Origin of the sequence: Roseateles subflavus, assembly GCF_030285365.1 — a bacterium.
Classification (GTDB): Bacteria; Pseudomonadota; Gammaproteobacteria; order Burkholderiales; family Burkholderiaceae_C; genus Roseateles_B; species Roseateles_B subflavus.
The window spans coordinates 1,152,728-1,170,016 of the sequence record NZ_JASVDS010000001.1 but is presented as its reverse complement, the minus strand read 5'-3'; the positions used below and the strand labels follow the sequence as shown (position 1 = coordinate 1,170,016).

General features: G+C 73.7%; 14 protein-coding genes and 1 riboswitch. Of the genes, 4 read left to right on the top strand and 10 right to left on the bottom strand.

All coding sequences use genetic code 11. The features are described 5' to 3' along the window. Window positions 1-15: 15 nt before the first annotated feature. A riboswitch (cyclic di-GMP riboswitch) is annotated at window positions 16-113 on the bottom strand. Window positions 114-282: 169 nt separating this feature from the next. Then, complete coding sequence (locus QRD43_RS05220) at window positions 283-2,082, bottom strand: M14 family metallopeptidase (RefSeq protein WP_285981411.1); 1,800 nt, start codon at window positions 2,080-2,082, stop codon at window positions 283-285. Window positions 2,083-2,231: 149 nt separating this feature from the next. Between QRD43_RS05220 and QRD43_RS05215 the strand changes: the two genes are divergently transcribed. After that, the gene (locus QRD43_RS05215) at window positions 2,232-3,068 is read left to right on the top strand and encodes a class I SAM-dependent methyltransferase (protein ID WP_285981410.1); all 837 of its coding nucleotides are present in this window, start codon (window positions 2,232-2,234) and stop codon (window positions 3,066-3,068) included. A gap of 25 nt (window positions 3,069-3,093) precedes the next feature. Here QRD43_RS05215 and QRD43_RS05210 read toward each other — a convergent pair whose 3' ends face one another. Together QRD43_RS05210 and QRD43_RS05205 are read right to left on the bottom strand one after the other, a co-directional pair. Then, window positions 3,094-3,444, bottom strand: a complete 351-nt coding sequence (locus tag QRD43_RS05210; RefSeq protein WP_285981409.1) for a translation initiation factor Sui1 — start codon at window positions 3,442-3,444, stop codon at window positions 3,094-3,096. Window positions 3,445-3,460: 16 nt separating this feature from the next. Further along, on the bottom strand, window positions 3,461-4,060 hold the full coding sequence (locus QRD43_RS05205) for a DUF2242 domain-containing protein (protein ID WP_285981408.1): 600 nt from the start codon (window positions 4,058-4,060) through the stop codon (window positions 3,461-3,463). A gap of 293 nt (window positions 4,061-4,353) precedes the next feature. Here QRD43_RS05205 and QRD43_RS05200 point away from each other — a divergent pair, with 293 nt between their 5' ends. After that, window positions 4,354-5,487 (top strand): ABC transporter substrate-binding protein, encoded by a 1,134-nt coding sequence (locus tag QRD43_RS05200; protein WP_285981407.1) that lies wholly within the window; start codon window positions 4,354-4,356, stop codon window positions 5,485-5,487. A gap of 34 nt (window positions 5,488-5,521) precedes the next feature. Further along, window positions 5,522-6,367 carry a hypothetical protein gene (locus tag QRD43_RS05195; RefSeq protein ID WP_285981406.1) on the top strand — a complete coding sequence of 282 codons (846 nt, stop codon included), beginning with the start codon at window positions 5,522-5,524 and terminating at the stop codon, window positions 6,365-6,367. Window positions 6,368-6,383: 16 nt separating this feature from the next. Here QRD43_RS05195 and QRD43_RS05190 read toward each other — a convergent pair whose 3' ends face one another. Then, window positions 6,384-6,872: a GNAT family N-acetyltransferase gene (locus QRD43_RS05190; protein ID WP_285981405.1), complete on the bottom strand. Its 489-nt coding sequence runs from the start codon at window positions 6,870-6,872 to the stop codon at window positions 6,384-6,386. A 466-nt stretch (window positions 6,873-7,338) separates the two neighbouring features. Here QRD43_RS05190 and QRD43_RS05185 point away from each other — a divergent pair, with 466 nt between their 5' ends. Further along, a complete protein-coding gene (locus QRD43_RS05185; protein ID WP_285981404.1) occupies window positions 7,339-7,815 on the top strand; it encodes an Lrp/AsnC family transcriptional regulator in 477 nt (158 codons plus the stop codon). Here the strand turns inward: QRD43_RS05185 and QRD43_RS05180 are convergent. From QRD43_RS05180 to QRD43_RS05155, 6 genes are all read right to left on the bottom strand, one after another. Then, entirely contained in the window at window positions 7,775-9,166 is a 1,392-nt protein-coding gene (locus tag QRD43_RS05180) for an NAD(P)/FAD-dependent oxidoreductase (protein WP_285981403.1), read from the bottom strand. The two genes, QRD43_RS05185 and QRD43_RS05180, sit on opposite strands and share 41 nt — an antisense overlap. Before the next feature lie 104 nt (window positions 9,167-9,270). Further along, window positions 9,271-10,092, bottom strand: coding sequence for a hypothetical protein (locus QRD43_RS05175; RefSeq protein ID WP_285981402.1), 822 nt, complete (start codon window positions 10,090-10,092; stop codon window positions 9,271-9,273). Then, window positions 10,089-10,790, bottom strand: a complete 702-nt coding sequence (locus QRD43_RS05170) for a GNAT family N-acetyltransferase (RefSeq protein WP_285981401.1) — start codon at window positions 10,788-10,790, stop codon at window positions 10,089-10,091. Before QRD43_RS05170 ends, QRD43_RS05175 begins: the two co-directional genes overlap by 4 nt. Window positions 10,791-10,879: 89 nt before the next feature. Continuing rightward, window positions 10,880-13,957 carry a ligand-binding sensor domain-containing diguanylate cyclase gene (locus tag QRD43_RS05165; RefSeq protein ID WP_285981400.1) on the bottom strand — a complete coding sequence of 1,026 codons (3,078 nt, stop codon included), beginning with the start codon at window positions 13,955-13,957 and terminating at the stop codon, window positions 10,880-10,882. A gap of 193 nt (window positions 13,958-14,150) precedes the next feature. After that, window positions 14,151-16,622, bottom strand: coding sequence for an apolipoprotein N-acyltransferase (gene lnt / locus QRD43_RS05160; RefSeq protein WP_285981399.1), 2,472 nt, complete (start codon window positions 16,620-16,622; stop codon window positions 14,151-14,153). A 25-nt stretch (window positions 16,623-16,647) separates the two neighbouring features. Next, window positions 16,648-17,265, bottom strand: coding sequence for a hypothetical protein (locus QRD43_RS05155; protein ID WP_285981398.1), 618 nt, complete (start codon window positions 17,263-17,265; stop codon window positions 16,648-16,650). Window positions 17,266-17,289 lie beyond the last annotated feature (24 nt).

The following is a 17,289-nucleotide window of genomic DNA, read 5'->3' as shown; positions in this document are numbered from 1 at the left end:
GCGGGGAGCACGGCGGCTGGCGGCCCCGCTGCCCTGGCCGGCGTCACGGGGGCGCTGGCGGTAGGCCGGAAGCTTTGCGTCCCGCGCTTTCGCGCGGTTTGCCGATCACGGGAAATCCCGTAGGGCGAACAGTAGGGGCTCCCGCGGCACTTGACCAGCCGTGAGCGGCAGCCGGCGGCCATTCGTGCGACTTTGTACGCGGCCGGCGCTCCCCGCGGCGGCCGCCGCGGCCGTCCACGCTTGATGCGCATCAAGCCGGCGTCGCGGCCCGCCCCGGGCGCGTCATGGCAAGGCCTGCTCCAGGCGCAGCACGGGGTACAGCCGGTAGCGCTCGTCCCAGGAGGTGTGCCGGCGGGCGAAGAAGGCGAGCCGGGCGCGCGGGTCGGCGGCGAAGGCGGCGTCCTCGGCCAGGCGGCGCTGGAACTCGGTCGCCAGCGCCGGATCCGCGGCCAGCTGCGCGCGGGCCACGTCTTCCGCCACGTAGTCCTCCATGTACTCCTTCATCTCGAAGGCGTTGTTGAAGGCGCCCCACGCGAGCAGCGAGTCCGGCGCCTGCGGCTCGAGCAGGGCCATCACGAGCCGGGCGCCCGGCTGCGCGATCGGCACGTAGAGGCTGCCCGCCGGCACGTCGCGCGGCTCCTCGCGCCAGGTGCCCTTCACGTCGAGACGCTGATGCCCCTCGACCGACTGCGCCCCGAAGCGCGCCTGCTCGGCCCGGAAGGTCTGCACCGGCAGCGCGGCGTGCGCTCGGGCCAGCCGCTCGAAACGCAGGCCATGCCGACGCAGCACTTCGCCCACGTGCCCGGCCTGGGCGGCCGGCACGAGATAGCCCGCCCCCGGCGCGCGGACACTCAGGACGGGCTGGATGTCGTCCCGCAAGGGCACCCGCCAGATCTCGGGGCGGGTCTCGTCGTAGCGCGTCATCAGCGCGCCCGAGATCTCGGACGGCGTGCGCGTGTAGGCATAGCCCCGGAAGTCGATCAGGCGGCTGCGCTCGCTCGCCTCGAAGGCCAGCGGCTGCTCGGCGCCGGCCAGCCCCGCCGCGCGGAGGTCGGCCGCCAGCGCCTCGGCGCGCCACCGCGCCCCGTGCCGGGCGATCTGCGCCAGCACCGCCACGATGGTGTTGCGGGTGATCCGCACACGGGTCGGGTAGTCCTTCCACGAGTGCGTCTCGACCAGCATGCCGAAGCGGTTGCGCAGCCAGAAGTAGCCCGTGGAGAAGCGCGGCGGCGGCACGCCGTCGGCAAAGCCGGAGGACGGATCGTCCATCTTCTCGAAGGACATGTAGAAGGGCTGCGGCAACGAGCCCTGCGCGGCCAGCGCCTGGATCACGCCGTCACGCAGCGCCTGGCCGCTGCGGCGCTGGGCCTCGTCGCCGGCATGCACCGGCTCGACCTGGATGGAGACGTCGTGCTCGAACTGCGCGCCGTCGGTGACGTGCAGGTCGATCGTCGCGAGCGGGTCCCAGGCCTGGACGAGGCGCAGCATGGCCTGCATCTCCGGCGCATCGGCCTTGGCGTAGTCGCGGTTGAGGTTGTAGTTCTGCGCCGTGGTCCGCCAGCCCATGGCCTCCGGGCCGCGCTGGTTGGGGCGGTTCCAGGCGCCGAAGCGCTCGTGGCCGTCCTCATTGAAGACCGGCACGAACACGAGCACCTGCCGCTTCAGCGCGCCGGGCGCGGCCTCGCCGTCGAGCACCTGGCGCAGCGCGAGGAAGCCGGCGTCCTTGCCGTCGATCTCGCCGGCGTGAATGCCGCCCTGGATCAGCGTCACGGGCAGACCGCGCCGGCGGGCCTCGGCCGGCGTGAGGGCGCCGCTCTGGCTCGCCACGATCGCCCACAGCGGGCGCCCTTCCGGCGTGGTGCCGAAACGCGTGCAGCGCACGGCACGGGGATGGCGCTGCTGGAAGGCACGGCACAGGCGGCCGACCTCCTCCATGCGCCCGGTGCGCTGGAAGCCGCTGCGCTCGGCCTCGGTGCGCAGCGTGGCGTCCGAACCGGCAGCCAGCGACAGCGCCGGCTGGCCGCCCAGCGCCAGCAGGCAGGACAGCAGGAAAGAGGAGCGGAGCGTGCGCGGCAGTGACATGGCGGAAAAGGACGGCGGAGGCAAGACCTGGCACTGTAGCCAGCCCCTGCCACCGACGCTGCTGCGGATGCCCCGGGGTGTCTTCCGTCACCCTCCCCCGCCGGCCCGCATACTGCGCCGACCCCATTTCCGCCCGATCGGAGGATCCCATGCGCCTGACCCGCCGCGGCTTTGCCGCCCTCGCCAGCCTGCCCCTGATGACCGTCGCCTGGGGTGCCCAGGCCGCTGAACCCCCGGCCGACACGGCCCTGCAGGCAGCCATCGCCGGCAGCCACCGCACGCCCGCCTTCGTGGCCCGCGACGCGGCACGTCACCCGTACGAGACCCTGCGCTTCTTCGGCATCCAGCCCGGCATGACCGTCGTGGAGCTGAGCCCCGGCGGTGGCTGGTACACCGAGATCCTGGCGCCCTACCTGCACGAGCGCGGCCAGCTGGTCCTCGGTGCGGACGATCCGCAGTCCACCAACGCCTACCGCCAGCGCAGCGGTCAGCGCCTCAAGGACAAGCTCGCGGCGGCTCCCGCGGTCTACGGCAAGGTCCGCATGAACGTCTTCGAGGTGCCCGCCCGCCTGCAGTACGCCGAGCCCGGCTCGGCCGACCTCGTGCTGACCTTCCGCAACGTGCACAACTGGATCGACGCCGGCGGTGACGCCGCCGTGCAGGCCGTCTTCCGCAGCGCCTTCGAGGCCCTGAAGAAGGGGGGCACCTTCGGCGTGGTGGAGCACCGCCGCCCGGTCGCGCAGGCACAGGACGAGAAGGCCAGCAGCGGCTACGTGCACGAGGCCTACGTGATCCGGCTGGCCGAGGCCGTGGGCTTCAAGCTGGCGGCCCGCAGCGAGGTCAATGCCAATCCCAAGGACACGGCGGACCATGAGAACGGCGTCTGGGCGCTGCCGCCCACCTTCACCAACAAGGACAAGGACCGCGAGCGCTACGCCGCCATCGGCGAGAGCGACCGCATGACGCTGCGCTTCGTGAAGCCCTGAGCGACGGCGGGCGCGGCCGGGGGGATCAGCCTCCGGCGCGCTTGGCCGGATGCCCCTGGGCGATGAGCCAGGCCGTCACGCGCTCGGCATGGTCGCCCTGGATCTCGATGACGCCGCCCTTGGCGGTGCCGCCGCTGCCGCAGGCGCTGCGCAGCTGCTTGCCCAGGGCCTGCAGGGCCGCGTCGTCCAGGGGCAGCCCCTTGACGAGTGTGACGGTCTTGCCGCCGCGGCCCTTGCTCTCGCGCCACACGCGGGCGATGCCGTCCCCCGCGGGCCGCGCTGCCGGCTGGCCGCAGCGGCACGCCGCCAGCGCGGCGCGGCACTGCGGGCAGGTCCGACCGACGTCGGTGGAATAGACGAGGCGGCTGTGGCTCATCGGGCGGCGGCCGGCCTCAGCGCTGCTTCATCACGGCCGCGGTGCTCGCACCCGTGCCTTCGCCGGTCTGCTCGCTGAGCATGCGGTGCATGAGGGCGAAGAAGCGGTCGTAGAACTCCCCGGCCGGGATGGTCTCGGAGGCCACCTTGACCATGGAGTCCTGCGAGGCCGACATCGGCACCGAGATCGAGCCGATCGCGCTCACGCCGATGCTGGTGGAATTGGCGCTCTTCTTGATGGCGTAGCGGTCCTGCTGGGCGGAGACGAAGGCCGTGGCCAGCTGGGCATTCCGGCCGTCAGGCACGCAGACGATGTTGAAGTTGATCTCCACGTGCACCTCGCCCTCCGGCTGGAAGCGCTTGGTGCCGCTCACGGCCCCCACCTTGCCCGGGTTGATCAGGTAGCCCTGGCTCAGCAGCGCGCGGCGCGCGGCTTCGCAGGTGTCCTCCAGCGAGGCATCGAACAGGCGCGAGTAGGTCTCCTCGGCCTGGAACTTCTCGTTCTGGTAGACGGACACCTTGGGCGGTTCGCGGCCCGGCACGGCGATCGCACAGCCCGCCAGCAGGCAGACCCCGGCCAGGCTGGCCCAGGTGGTGGCTGTCCTCGTTCTGTTCATCGATCTCTCTCCCTGCCCCTGCCGTGGCAATGCCGTGTCAATCCCTGCGACCTGCCCTCGCGGGGGCCGGCCCTGGTCCCGCATTATCCAGATCCCGCCTGCCTTGCCCAGGAAGACACCCCTGCGGATTCGGGCCTGCGCACGGCCGCGCCACCTCGGGGCGGACGCGGGACGGCCTCTCGCGTGCGGTATTCGCCCATCGTGGCAAAGCACCGCTTTGCGCCCGCCGGCGGCCTCGTGACGTGAGGCATATCAGGCCGAAGCGCGCGCAGCCGGCGCACAATGGGCGGGTCATGCCCGATGCCTTCGTCCCCTCACGACGCCACCTGGTCGGCCTGCTCACCCTGCTCGGCGTGGGCTTCCTGCGCGCCCGCGCGGTCGCCGCGACGCCGCCGGGGCCCGAGAACGAATGGCGCATCGGCAGCTCCGCCGCCCTGACCGGCCCCGCGGCCCAGCTGGGGCTGCGCTACCACGCGGGCATCCGGGCGCAGCTCGCCCTCGTCAACCAGCAGGGCGGCATCCAGGGGCGCAAGGTGGTGCTCGACCTGCGCGACGATGGCTACGAGCCCGAGCGCGCCGAGGTCAACACGCGGCAGCTGGTCGAGGACGAGCGCGTGCTGCTGCTCTTCGGCTACGTGGGCACGCCCACCAGCCGCGCCGCCCTGCCCTACCTCAAGCGTCACGGCATCAGCTTCATGGGGGCCTACACCGGGGCCGGCATGCTCTACGAACCCTCGCTCGGGCGCATCTTCAGCATCCGCGCGAGCTACCTGGACGAATCGCTGGCGCTGGCCGATGCCATGAAGCGCGACGGCGTGAAGCGCTTCAATGTCCTGCTGCAGGCCGACCTCTTCGGCCGCGCCGGGCTGGAGGCGATGCGCGATGCCGCGCAGGGCCGCCAGCTGACGCTGCAGGCCTCCGCCACCGTGCGCCGCAACTCCACCGACGTGGGCGAGGCGCTGGACGCCCTGATCACCCGTGCGCCGGCCGACGCCATCTTCATGATCAGCACCTACGAGACCTGCGCGGCCTTCATCCGCCAGGCGCGCAAGCGGGGCTACACCGGCCGCTTCTATCTGCTGTCCTTCGCGGGCCTGGAGCCCCTGCAGCAGGCCTTGCAGGGGGACATGCGCCAGGTTCGCATCGCTCAGGTGGTGCCGGACCCGCGCGACCCCATCCTCCCCGTCACCGCCGCCTACCAGAAGGCCATGCTGGCTCAGGGCGACCGGCAGTTCGATTCGATCAGCTTCGAGGGGTATATTGCGGCCCGCGTGCTCTGCGAAGGCCTGCTCCGCGCGCAGCGGTCCCACGGCCGCGATGGCGTGCAGCAGGCGCTGGAACGCGTGGGCGAGCTGGACCTGGGCGGCTTCCGTGTGCGTTACAACGAGAACTCGCATCGTGGCAGCTCCCTGGTCCTGATCCGCTGAGGCCGGCACGCCGGCCCCGCTCCTGGAACTGCCGATGATGTCCGTACCGCCCCTGCCCGTCCGCCCAGGGCATCGCCCTGCCCTGCAGGCACGCCTGGCCCTCCTGGCCGCGGGCCTGACGATGGCCACCACCGCCCTGGCGGGTCCCGAGCCGTGGGTCGGCACGGCCTACCTGCGCCAGGAGATCCGCCACACCTTCGAGGGCCAGACCTACGGCCTGGGCCGCCAGACGCTGGAGGGGCTCGTCGCCCTGTGCAACGTGGTGCGCCGGGAGGCCGGTCTGCCGGAAACGCATCCGCCGGAGGACCTCATGGCCGGGCTCGATACCGAGACGGTCGAGCGCTACTTCGACAACGGCCGCGCCCTGACCCGCCGCCAGGGCTACGGCCTGGTGCTGCCCGACATGCGCCGCTGGATGGACGAGCGCACCGCCCGGCCGACGGTCATCCCCGCGGTGCCGCCGGACTGCAGCGTCACCCGCAAGGTGGACAACACCAGCACCCTGCTCTGGAAGGACGGCATTCGCTACGAACTGCGTGCCGACGGCAAGGGCAGCGGCCACCGCCGCCACGCCACCCTCTCGCCGCGGCCCCTGGGGCCGACGCCGGAGGGCAGCGGCCCCGACAACGTCCATGGCCAGCCCTGCCTGCGCGTGCGTGTCAGCAGCCCGGTCGCCAAGGGCGACAGCTGCCTCTGGACCGGCTACCCGCTGCAGGAATACCTCAACTTTCCCTGGGCGCTGGCGTCGCACCGCGTCATCGGCATGGGCCCGCAGCCTTTGGTCGAGGACGTCCGCACGCTGGAGATGACGGTCGGCCGGGCCAGCCCGCGAGGCCTGTTCGAGCTGCCGGCCGACGTGGACATCAAGATCCTGCCCTGAGCGCCTCGCGCCGGGCTCAGTCGGGCCGCGCCGCCTCCCACACGCCGACCCACTCCTGGCGAGCGTCGGCATGGTGCCCGACGAGCCGGAAGCCGGCCTTGGTCAACACGCGCTGGGACGGCAGGTTCTCGGGGAGCACCTCGGCGCGCACGATCTGCACGCCGGCGGCCCAGGCCTCCTCGAGCATCAGGCGCACGGCGGCAGTCGCCAGACCCTGGCCCTGCTGGCCCGGCGCGACCTGGTAACCGATCTCCACCCGGCCCTCGCACGGCGCCCCCTTGAAGCTGATGTTGCCCAGGTAGCGGCCGTCGCTCGGCCGGCACATCATGCGGCTGGTGGCCCAGCAGGCATCGCACCCCTGGGCCAGCAGGGCCAGTGCGCGGACATGCACGCGCTCGGGCGGCAAGGCGCCAGGCTCCACGCGGTCCAGCCAGCCCTCGGGCCAGTCACCGGCCTCCAGTACGCGCAGCTGCTCCTGCGTCAGTCGTTCCAGTACGAGATCCATGCCCGCATTGTGACGCCGGCAGCGCGCCTGCCCGGAAGGCATGCGGCGGCCGCGCATCCAGGGCGTCAGGCCGGGCGCGCGCGTCCGCGCCTCCGGATCAGGCGACCGGTCCGCCCACAGCCGCCCTCAGCGGCGGAGCGCCTCGCCATCGCGCGGGGCCGGCGGCGGGTCCCGAGACGAACGGGCCTCGAAATGGCCGCCAAATGGCCGCCCCAATGTCCGCCCAAATGTCCCCCCAAATGGCCCAGGCCCCAGCACGCTTGTGGCGGCTGGGGCCTGGACTGCAGGGGGGAGGGCCTTCGTGGGCCGGGCCTGCTCCGCGGGGTCTTGGCCGGGCGGTGAGGAGGCTGCTGTTTGCAGTGCATCCAGTGTAGGCAGCACCGTCGGGCAGAAAATTGCGAAGATGGCTCAATCAAGACTCAATTTGGCAGTAGATTCCAAACATTCGAATATTGGCGCAATTCAAATGGAACTTGACCGCATCGACCGCCAGATTCTGGAGATCCTGCAGCAGGAAGGGCGCATCGCCAACCAGGACCTGGCGGACCGCGTCGGCCTCTCGCCCTCCCCCTGCCTGCGCCGCGTGCGGGCGCTGGAGGACAGCGGCCTGATCGCGGGCTACCGGGCCCTGCTGGACGCCCGCAAGCTCGGCCTGAGCCTGATGGCGCTGGTGCACATCTCCATGGACCAGCACACGCCGGAGCGCTTCGAGAACTTCGAGGCCGCCATCCGCGTGCTGCCCGAGGTGCTGGAATGCCTGCTCATCACCGGGCAGGCCGCGGACTACCAGCTCAAGGTCTGGGTCCGCGACATGGATCACTTCCAGAGCCTGCTGCTGGGCAAGCTGACCCGCATTGCCGGCGTCACGGGCGTGCATTCAAGCTTCGTGCTCCAGCACGTGATCACCCGCACCGCCCTGCCGCTCGATGCGGCGCAGGGCTGACGCCCTCTTTGCCCTCTGTGCCCTCTTCGCCCCCGGCGGCCGGGGCCGGCTCCACCACCACGCGGGCGTAGCGCTGGAAGCTCCAGTAGGCCCAGGCCCAGTCCATCAGCACGACCAGGCGGTTGCGGAAACCGATCAGGAAGTAGATGTGGACGAAGAGCCAGAACAGCCAGGCCGCGTAGCCGGAGAACTGCAGCCAGCCCAGGTCCGCCACCGCCGCCTTGCGGCCGATGGTGGCCAGCGCGCCGTAGTCGCGGTAGCGGAACGGGCGCAACGAGGCCTCGCGGCCGCGCAGGCGGGCGAGGATGCTGCCGGCGGCATGGGCGCCCATCTGTTTGGCGGCGGGGCTCACGCCGGGCACGGGCCGGGTGCGGCCGTCGGCCTCCTGGCTCTGCGCGGCGGCCAGATCGCCGATGACGAAGACCTCCGGGTGCCCGGGAATGCCCAGCAGGCCATCGACCTGCACCCGGCCGGCCCGGTCCAGCGGCACCTCCAGCAGGCGCCCGAGCGGCGAGGCCGCCACGCCGGCGGCCCAGACCACCGTGTGCGCCGGGATGCGCTGGGGCGCGCCGCCGCCGTCCGGCTGCACGTCCACGCCTTCGGCGTCGATGCCCACCACGCGGCACCCCGTCCGGACCTCGACCCCCAGGCCCTGCAGCTGCTGCTCGGCCCGGGCCGACAGCGCGGGGGGCAGCGCCTGCAGCACCCGCTCCGAGCCCTCCAGCAGCAGCACGCGCGCGCCCGCCGGGTCGATGCGACGGAACTCGTCTCGCAGCGTGTGATGGGCGATCTCCGCCAGCGTGCCGGCCATCTCCACGCCCGTCGGGCCGCCGCCGATGACGACGAAGCTCAGCAGGGCCGCCTGGCGCGCCGGGTCGGGCGCCAGCTCGGCCTGCTCGAAGGCCTTGAGCACGCGGGCGCGCAGCCGGAAGGCGTCTTCCAGCGTCTTGAGCCCCGGCGCATGGGCCGCCCACTCGTCACGCCCGAAGTAGCTGTGCGTGGCACCGGCGGCAAGGATCAGGAAGTCGTAGCCCAGCACCTGCCCGTCCGCCAGCGTCACGCAGCGCCGGGCCTTGTCGATGCCGCTGACTTCCGCCATCAGCACCGTGACGTTGCGCTGGCGGCGCAGCATGTGGCGGATGGGCGCCGCGATGGACGGCGCCGACAGCCCCGCCGTGGCGACCTGGTACAGCAGCGGCTGGAACAGGTGGTGATTGCTGCGGTCCACCAGGGTGATGTCGACCGGCGCCCCGGCCAGCGCGCGCGTCGCCGCGAGCCCCCCGAAGCCACAACCGACGATGAGCACCCGAGGGCGGGTGGACGAAGCGGAGCCTGCGAGATGGGTGTCCATGCGGTGCATTGTGCGCCGCAGCAATCACCCGTGCCTGGCCCCGGACATGCCGGGTCGGCATGGGCGCACAGCCGCCGTGCATGGGCGGGCCGGCCCGCCGTCGGCTAGGGCGCGGACGCAGGGCCCGGCTGCGGAGGCGGGTTCGCCCTCGCCCAGCCCATCCAGGCCCTCGCCAGAGCCAGCACGGCCGTGGGGCGGCCGTCCAGCCCCTGCAGGGACACGGCCACGTCCGCGCCGTCGCCGTCCCAGCGAATGGCCAGCGCCGTCCAGCGCGCGCCCGCTCCCCGCCGCTTCAGCACGGCCGTGCGTCGCGCGGCGTGCAGGGCCACGAACAGGCGCGCGCCCGCCAGCTGCACCTCCTGGATGTCCGCCCAGGCGATCGGCGGGCGGCCGCGGCGCAGGTCCTGCAGCCCCTCGGGGCCGAGCACGAGGAGCGGGCCGCGGTGCGGGCGCCAGACCAGCCAGCGCAGCAGGCCGACCAGCACGAACAGCATCGGCAGACCGGTGATCATCCAGCGCGCGCGCCCCAGCACCGGCTCCAGGGTGGCGTGCATCAGCGCCACGGAGGCGCCGCAGGCCAGCAGCGCCGCCAGGCCCGCCAGGCGCCGCCCCACCCCGCGCGGCCGCTCGTGCAGCTGCAGGCGGGGTGGCTGCTCGCGCGGCAGCGGGGCGGTGTCCTGCCAGAGCCGGGCGTCGGGCGCCAGCGTGCGGCGCCACAGGGACCAGGCGCCCCACAGACAGAAGCCGCCGCCCAGCATCCAGCCCACGAAGCGCAAGGCAAAGCCCAGCGGCTGCGCCTGCCAGATGACGACGTGGTCGAAGTGCCCCTGGTGCAGCCCGCGCAGGCCGATGAAGCCCAGGCACAGCCCGAAGACCGCGATCGTGAGCAGCCCCACGGCATCACGCGCCGGCGCGGCGCTGCTCATGGCGCCCGCCCGATCACCGCCACCTGCACGTCCGCCCGCCAGCGGAAGCCCAGGCTTTCGTAGAGGGCGATCGCGGCGGTGTTGCTCCGCCAGGCATGCAGAAAGGGGCGCTCGCCGCGCGCCTCGATCTGCCGGGCCACGGCCGCGGACAGCTGCCGCGCGAGGCCCCGGCCACGGAAGTCGGGGTGGGTGCAGACGCCGCTGATTTCCGTGTGCCCGTCGAGGTGCATGCGCTCGCCCGCCATCGCGGCCAGGCGGCCGTCGATGCGCACCCCGAGGAAGCGTCCCATGCGATGCGTCTGAGCGAGGAAGGGGCCGGGCTGGGTGAGCTCGGCCAGCGCCAGCATCTCGGCGGCGTCGGCCTCGCCGAGCGCCTGCAGACCGGGCGGTGCGGGCTCGTCCTGCAGCGAGCGTGAGGCCAGCATCTGGACGCCCGCGGCCTCCTTGAGCGCCACGGCACCCGGCGGCAGGCAGATCGCCGGCACCTGCAGCAGGTACAGCGTGCCCGTCGGCGGCAGCAGCGCGGCCAGCGCCTCCAGGGCGGGCGGGCTGTCATCGGCGGCGGCGGCGAAGAGGTGGATCGCCGGCGGGTAGCGCCGTGCCAGGGCACCGCCGAGGGCCAGGTCTTGCTGGGGGCCCGTCAGGCTGTGCCAGACGGGCCGGTCCAGTGGATGCTCGGCAGACGGGGACGAGGACATGCAGCGGGGCTCCAGCGATGGCGGTCTGGGGCGCAGACTAGCAGAGTGCGGCGCGGCGCGGCGGGTCCGGGGCCGGCCCGGCGCGCGGCTCAGCTGCCGAGCCGGTCCCGGCTGCGCCGCACGGTCAGGCCGGCAGGCGGCTGGCCCAGCCACCAGTCCTTGGGCAGGCGCATCGGCGTCAGGCCATCGGCCCGCTCGACGCCGACGTGGCCGTCGCGCCCTTGCGCCTTGGCGGCGTAGAGCGCCACGTCGGTGAGGGCCAGCGTGGCGGCCCAGTCCCAGGCCCGCGGCTGGCGCGGATCCAGCGGGAAGGCACACCAGCCCAGCGACACGGTCACCGGAATCTGCCGGCCGTCGCCAATGTCGAAGGGACGCTCGCGCATGACGGCGCAGGCGCGCTCGGCCAGCTCGGCCGCCTTGCCCCGGCTGCTGTCGCGCACGAGGACGAGCACTTCCTCGCCGCCCCAGCGCACCAGCGAGTCCGTGCCCCGGAACACGCGGCGCAGGCGTTCGGCCAGCTGCACGAGCACGGCATCGCCCGCGCCGTGGCCGTAGACATCGTTCACGCGCTTGAAGTGGTCGAGGTCCAGCAGCATCAGCAGCAGGTCGCTGTCCGGGCCCGCCTCGACGCCGTCGATCTCGAAGCGGCGCAGACACAGATGGAGGTCGTCCTCCAGGCGCAGGGCGAGGTAGCGGCGGTTGCGCAGGCCCGTCAGCGTGTCGGTGAGGCTGGCCTCGCGCAGCTCCGAGGTGCGGGCGTCCACCAGGGCGCGCAGTTCGACCTCGCGATGGCGCAGCCGGCGCGTACGCCACTGCACGAAGCCCCAGAAGGACAGCAGCACCAGCACGCCGGCGCCGGCCCGCGCCCACCAGGTCTGCCACCAGGCCGGCAGCAGCTCCAGAGGCAGGTCCAGCGTGCCGATGAGCCCCGGCCCCTGCACCGGCGTCGCGCGCACCTGCAGCACATAGCGGCCCGGCTTGAGCGGCCCGAAGCTGGGGCTGCGGGCGCTGGCGTCCACGCGGGTCCAGTCGGCGTCCTGACCCTGCAGGCGGTACTGGTAGCGCAGGCGCTGCGGGTCGGCGTAGTCCAGCCCCGCGAACTCGACGGTCAGCGTCCGCAGGCCGGGTTTCAGCACCAGGCCGTCCTGCAGACGCTCGGGGTGGTAGGGCTGGCCGTTGACCCGCAGGCCGCTGATGACCACGGGCAGCGAGCCCTGGCGCGGTGCATAGGCCTCCGGCTGGACGCGCAGCAGGCCGCGGCTGCCGCCGAACAGCAGACCGCCACCCGGCAGGTCACAGGAGGCGAAGAACCAGAAGCTGCCGAAGAAGGCGCCCTCCGCGGGGCCGAAGGCGTCGACGCGGTCGGCGCGGGGGTCATAGACGTAGAGCTGGCTCCAGATGCGGCCCTGCGCGTCCTCGTGCAGATTGCCGCCGAACACGCCCTCGAGCTCGTGCCGCTCGCTGATGCGCTCGAAGCGCGAGCGGCCCTGCGCGTCCAGGCCGATGCGGCGGTGCAGGCCGCTCACGGGGGTGTCCACCCACAGCGTGCCATCGCGCGACCACAGCAGGCCCATCACGATGGGGCTGCCCAGCGATTCCTCGGGCGCCTGCGCCAGCCGCTGCAGGCCCTGCGGTCCTTCGAGAAACAGCCCTTGCTGCCCGCCGACCCACAGCGCCTGGCTGCCCGGCTCCTCGCGCAGCGCGTAGAGGCCGCCCTGCAGCGGCTCGCCGCCGGCCAGCGTGACGCGCTCGAGCCGTGCGGCCTGCGGCGACGCGAGGCGGTACAGCCCTTCCTGCATGCCCAGCCACACCTCGCCGGTCGAGCGGATCAGCAGCTGCTGCGCCCGCCCGCCGTCCAGCGGCCAGTCCCGCAGCAGGCGGCCCTCCTCGGTCCGGTGCTCGAGCCGGCCGGCCGAGGCGAGCCAGATGCTGCCGTCCGCCGCCTGGCTCAGGGACTCCACCACGCTGCTGCGCTCGCGCGGCCAGACGCCCCGCGTCGCCAGCGCCTGCCCGGGGCGGCCATCCAGCCGCGCGACCGGACCGAGCTGCGTGGGCGCCAGGATCTCGCCGCTGCGAAGGCGCAGCAGGGCGCGCACGTCCGCCTCCCGCAGCGGGCTGTCCGGCGTCGTGTCCGGGCCGCGCACGGCCAGGGCGGGATGCCCCTGATGGCGCTGCAGGCCGAGGCCGTAGCCGCTCACCCACATCACGCCCCACTGGTCACGCACGAGGCCGCTGACGTCATTGCCCGCCAGGCCGCGCAAATGCCGCGGGTCGTGGCGGAGCCAGGTCTCGATGCTGCCCCGGTTCGGGTCCACCCAGAGCAGGCCCGCCTTGCCGCCGACCCAGATGCGGCCGTCCTCGGCCTGCGCCAGCGCCTGGATGGGCGCCTTCAGGTCCTGCACCCAGCGCGGCTGTCCCTGTTCGACCACGCCCAGACGCCCGTCCTGCGTGCCGAACCACAGGCGGCCGTCGCGGTCCTCGGCGAGCGCGAGCACCGTGCCCTCGTCCCGCCCGCCCGGCAGCGGCACCGTCACCCAGGCGTCGCCCTCGCGGCGTGCGAGACCCCGCCAGTGACCGGCCCAGACCGTGCCGTCCCGCGTGACGGCGAGCGCCGTCACGCGCGGCTCCGGCTCGCCCTTGAATCGCAGGTCCTGGCGCTCGAAGCGCTGCTGCTGCGGGAGATAGTGCTGCAGGCCCTGGCCCACCGTGCCCATCCACACGCTGCCGTCGGCGGCCTCGGCCAGCGCCCGGATCGGCGCGTGGGCGCGGCCCTTGCCCTCGGCACTGCCCAGCGGCTGCAGGCGGTCCTGCTGCGGGTCGTAGACCATCAGCCCCTGGAACTCGGTGCCGATCCACATGCGACCGTCACGGGCGGCGGCCAGCGCCCGCACCCAGCCCAGGTTGCGCTCGGCGGTCGTGCGGCCTTCCTGTTCGATGGGGCGCAGCCGGTAGCCGTCGTAGCGGGCCAATCCCTTGACCGTCGCCACCCAGATGAAGCCGGCGCGGTCCTGCGCCAGCGCGGGCACGGAGTTCTGGGGCACCTCGATGCTGCGGAACTGCGCGTCAAGCACCTCCCCCGCGAAGGCGGGCGAGGCCAGCAGACCGGTCCCCTGAAGGCCCATCCACAGGAACAGCAGCGCGGACAGGCGCAGAACAGCTCGGTGCATGGGGGCGGATGATAAGCAAGCGACGTTGCGGGCGCCCGCACGGCCCCGATTCCCCTGCGCAGAAATCCGCAGGGCGGCCGGGCGCCCGGCCCTGGCCGTGCGAGGGGCGCCGTCTGGCGGGTTCATCGGTCCGCGATTCGCACAGATGGGCCGCACGCCGCGGCGATCGGTCCGGCCGGCGGCCACGCGGGACTCAGCGGCCCAGCAGCTTCATCAACAGCCACAGCGGCAGGCCGGCATACAGCAGCGCCAGCCCGGCCTGCTCAAGGCGCAGCCGCAGCCGCAGGGCGGCCTGGGGCTGCCACCACAGCCCGAGCCAGGCCCCGCCTTCGATCAGCAGGCGCAGCACCGCCGCCGTCACCGCGACCCCGAGAGCCCAGGCGGCCCACCACAGCGCGAAGGCGCGCAGATAGGCCACGAGGCCATAGCTGTAGAGCTCACCGAGGAAGCCGCCATAGGCGATGTGCTGATGCAGGGCGAAGGCCGGTGTGGCCAGCAGCAGCGGCAGCAGCACGAATTTCCACAGCGGGCGCGCCAGCCGCAACCGGGGGCGCCACTGGCGGGCCCAGGCGTACCAGTCCGCCCGGCTGCGCTCGCCCTGGGGCTCCGCCGACCCGCCGACCGTCCGCGCGGCCTCCAGCGCCTCCTGGAGGGCCTGGGGGCGGGCCGTCACGAGGTGCCAGGCCTTGCCCTCGGCCGACGACAGCGTCAGGCCCGGCCCCGGCCAGGGCAGGCGCCACACGTCCATCCCCTGCAGCGCGCCTAGCGGCCAGCCTTGCGTCGGCGTCCCGCGGGACTCGATCACCAGCCGCTCCCCGGCGAGACGCAGCTCGGCGGCCCACGCGGCCAGCAGCAGCCAGGCCGCCAGCTCCGGCGCCACCACGAGCGCCGCGAAAAGACGCAGCTGCTGAAGGCCCTGGCTGCGGAAGCCCTCGTCGAGCCCCCAGGCCAGGCCCAGCCCCAGCAGGCTCAGGCGGGCGATCCCGCGCAGGGCCGCCAGCGGCCAGCGCAGGCCGGCGGGCAGGACGCGCACCCGCACCGGCCAGGCGAAGGCCGGCACCACGGGGGCCGCCGGCAGCACGCGCCGCAGCAGCGCCGCCGCGCCCAGCAGTCCGAGCAGCGCGACGCTCGCGGCGCCGACCCAGTCGCCCCAGCGCACCATCAGGGTCGGCACAACCTCCGGCACCGGCAGCGCACCGACCACCAGCGTGCGTTGGCCGAAGTCCCCGCGCGCGTGCACCGTGCCGCGCGCGTCGATGACGGCGCTGTAGCCGTTGGTCGTCACGCGGAACTGCGGCAGCCCGGTCTCGATGCTGCGAAAGGCCGCGGCGGCCTCGTGAAGCCGGGCGCCGAGCGGATCGGCGCTGAACCAGGCGTCGTTGGACATCGTCAGCATCGCCCGCGCCCCGAGCCGCGCGCCGGCGAGCGCCAGCGCGCTGTCGGTGTCGTCGCGGCAGATCAGCGGCTGCACCGGCACCTCGCGCCCGTCCCGCAGGCGCAGCGGAAAGACCCGCGCGCCGCTGCCCGCCTGCCAGCGCCCCGCCCAGGGCAGCCAGCGCTGCAGCAGCGGCCCGTCCAGCCAGGCGGGCACGGACTCGGTGAGGGGGAAGAGCCGCGCCTTGCGGTACATGCCAAGCAGGCCCTGCTGCGGCTGGACGAAGGCGGCGGCGTTGTACTCGCCCGCGCCGTCACGGTCGTAGGTGCCGAAGACGAAGGGCACCCCGGCGGCGTTGACGATGGAGACGATCTCCTGGTCCAGCTGTGCCCCGGCCTCGCTCTTGGGCTGGCCGAAGGTCGTGGGATAGATGGTCTCGGACCACAGCACGGCGTCGGCACGCTGGCGCTCGACGGCGTCGTAGCTCATGGCGTAATGCGTGTCGAGCACCTCGCGCACCACGGCGTAGGTGCCTTGCGCTTCGCGGCGGCGTTCGTAGTCGGCCATGTTGGCCTGCACGAGCCCCACGCGCAGCTGGGGCGTCTCCGCCGCGAGAGCGGGCGCCTCACGCTGGCTGCCGTAGAGGACGGCGGCCAGCGGCAGCAGCAGCGCGGCGGCGGCCGGCCGGGCCAGGGCAGACGCGGGTCGGCGGCCCGGTGCCGAGCGGTGGCTCAGGCCCTGAGCCAGCAGCGCGGCGAGCGCCTCGTTCACCAGCAGCAGCAGCCCGGTGAGCCCGGCGGCGCCGCCCAGCGCGGCGGCCTGGCGCAGCTGCGCCGCAGGGTAGAGCCCGTGGCCGAGCGTGTCGCCCAGCACCTTGGGCACGGCCCATTCCATGCCGACCCAGGTGGCCGAGGCCACCACGGCGCCGAGCAGGGGACGCTGCCGAGCGCCGAGCCCCTGCCGCACCAGGGCCCAGGCCATCAGCTGCGGCTGCATCAGCGGCGCGATCAACATAAGCACGAGCCAGCCGGCGGGCTGCGGCCACTGGGCGTAGTGCGCCATGGCCGTGCCGAACCAGCCGAAGCCGGCCAGGGCGAACGCCAGACTCAGGAGCCAGGCCCGCAGCAGGCGGCGGCCCCAGGGCGCGGGCGTGTCCAGCCACATCAGCCACGGCAGCAGGGCCACGAAGCCCAGCCACCACTGCCCGCGGGCATAGAGCGCCAGCAGCAGGGCGCCACCGCCCAGCAGCGCGCTCGCGCGGACACCGGGCCTCATCAGGAAAGCAGTCATGGAGAGGTGGGGGGAAGAGGCAGGTTCAGGGCGTGCCCGCGGCGTCGGCGCCCGGCTCCTGCGGTCGGGGAATCACGACGTAGCGGATGGGAAAGCCCGCCGGCGCGAGGGCCGGCGTGACCACGCGGTCCGCCGGCACAGCCAGCGGACGACCGGCGGCATCCCGCGGCGGCTGGTCGGGCGAGAACATCAGGATGGCCTCGATGCGCTGGCCGTCGTCCGTGGCCTGGTGATGCCGCACGTAGCCGGGCGGCAGCACATAGTCCTCGGGCACGGCCAGGCCCACGATGGGTGGGCGCGTGCCCGGGGGCTGGAAGGCGCCCAGGCCCGTGCGCACACCGGCCTTGTGCAGGCGCTCGATCACCTCGCGCATGGAGGGCGCGGTGCCGGGCGGCACGTGGTCGGCCAGGTCATCGCTCGCGGCGGCGCCCGTCGTGCCGACCATCAGCCAGGGATGCGGCGCGGTGCCGGACGCGGACGCGCTGGCGCTGAGCGCCACGCCCGCCGCGGGGGCAGCGCCCGCCGGCACCGCGGGCATCGCCTCCGGCGCAGGGTCCTCCTGCGGCCACAGCAGCGCCAGGCCCGCCGCGAGGCACAGCAGTGCCGTCGCGACGTAGCCCAGCGTGGCCAGGCGCGGTTTCATGACGAGGACCCGGCGCGGCCGCGA

Bases quoted from the DNA above. Each gene is read 5' to 3' on its own strand.
- QRD43_RS05220 (WP_285981411.1), bottom strand. From the start codon at position 2,082: ATGTCACTGCCGCGCACGCTCCGCTCCTCTTTCCTGCTGTCCTGCCTG.
- QRD43_RS05195 (WP_285981406.1), top strand. From the start codon at position 5,522: ATGATGTCCGTACCGCCCCTGCCCGTCCGCCCAGGGCATCGCCCTGCC.
- QRD43_RS05175 (WP_285981402.1), bottom strand. From the start codon at position 10,092: ATGAGCAGCGCCGCGCCGGCGCGTGATGCCGTGGGGCTGCTCACGATC.
- QRD43_RS05170 (WP_285981401.1), bottom strand. From the start codon at position 10,790: ATGTCCTCGTCCCCGTCTGCCGAGCATCCACTGGACCGGCCCGTCTGG.
- QRD43_RS05210 (WP_285981409.1), bottom strand. From the start codon at position 3,444: ATGAGCCACAGCCGCCTCGTCTATTCCACCGACGTCGGTCGGACCTGC.
- QRD43_RS05205 (WP_285981408.1), bottom strand. From the start codon at position 4,060: ATGAACAGAACGAGGACAGCCACCACCTGGGCCAGCCTGGCCGGGGTC.
- QRD43_RS05200 (WP_285981407.1), top strand. From the start codon at position 4,354: ATGCCCGATGCCTTCGTCCCCTCACGACGCCACCTGGTCGGCCTGCTC.
- QRD43_RS05185 (WP_285981404.1), top strand. From the start codon at position 7,339: ATGGAACTTGACCGCATCGACCGCCAGATTCTGGAGATCCTGCAGCAG.
- QRD43_RS05215 (WP_285981410.1), top strand. From the start codon at position 2,232: ATGCGCCTGACCCGCCGCGGCTTTGCCGCCCTCGCCAGCCTGCCCCTG.
- QRD43_RS05190 (WP_285981405.1), bottom strand. From the start codon at position 6,872: ATGGATCTCGTACTGGAACGACTGACGCAGGAGCAGCTGCGCGTACTG.
- QRD43_RS05165 (WP_285981400.1), bottom strand. From the start codon at position 13,957: ATGCACCGAGCTGTTCTGCGCCTGTCCGCGCTGCTGTTCCTGTGGATG.
- QRD43_RS05180 (WP_285981403.1), bottom strand. From the start codon at position 9,166: ATGGACACCCATCTCGCAGGCTCCGCTTCGTCCACCCGCCCTCGGGTG.
- lnt (WP_285981399.1), bottom strand. From the start codon at position 16,622: ATGACTGCTTTCCTGATGAGGCCCGGTGTCCGCGCGAGCGCGCTGCTG.
- QRD43_RS05155 (WP_285981398.1), bottom strand. From the start codon at position 17,265: ATGAAACCGCGCCTGGCCACGCTGGGCTACGTCGCGACGGCACTGCTG.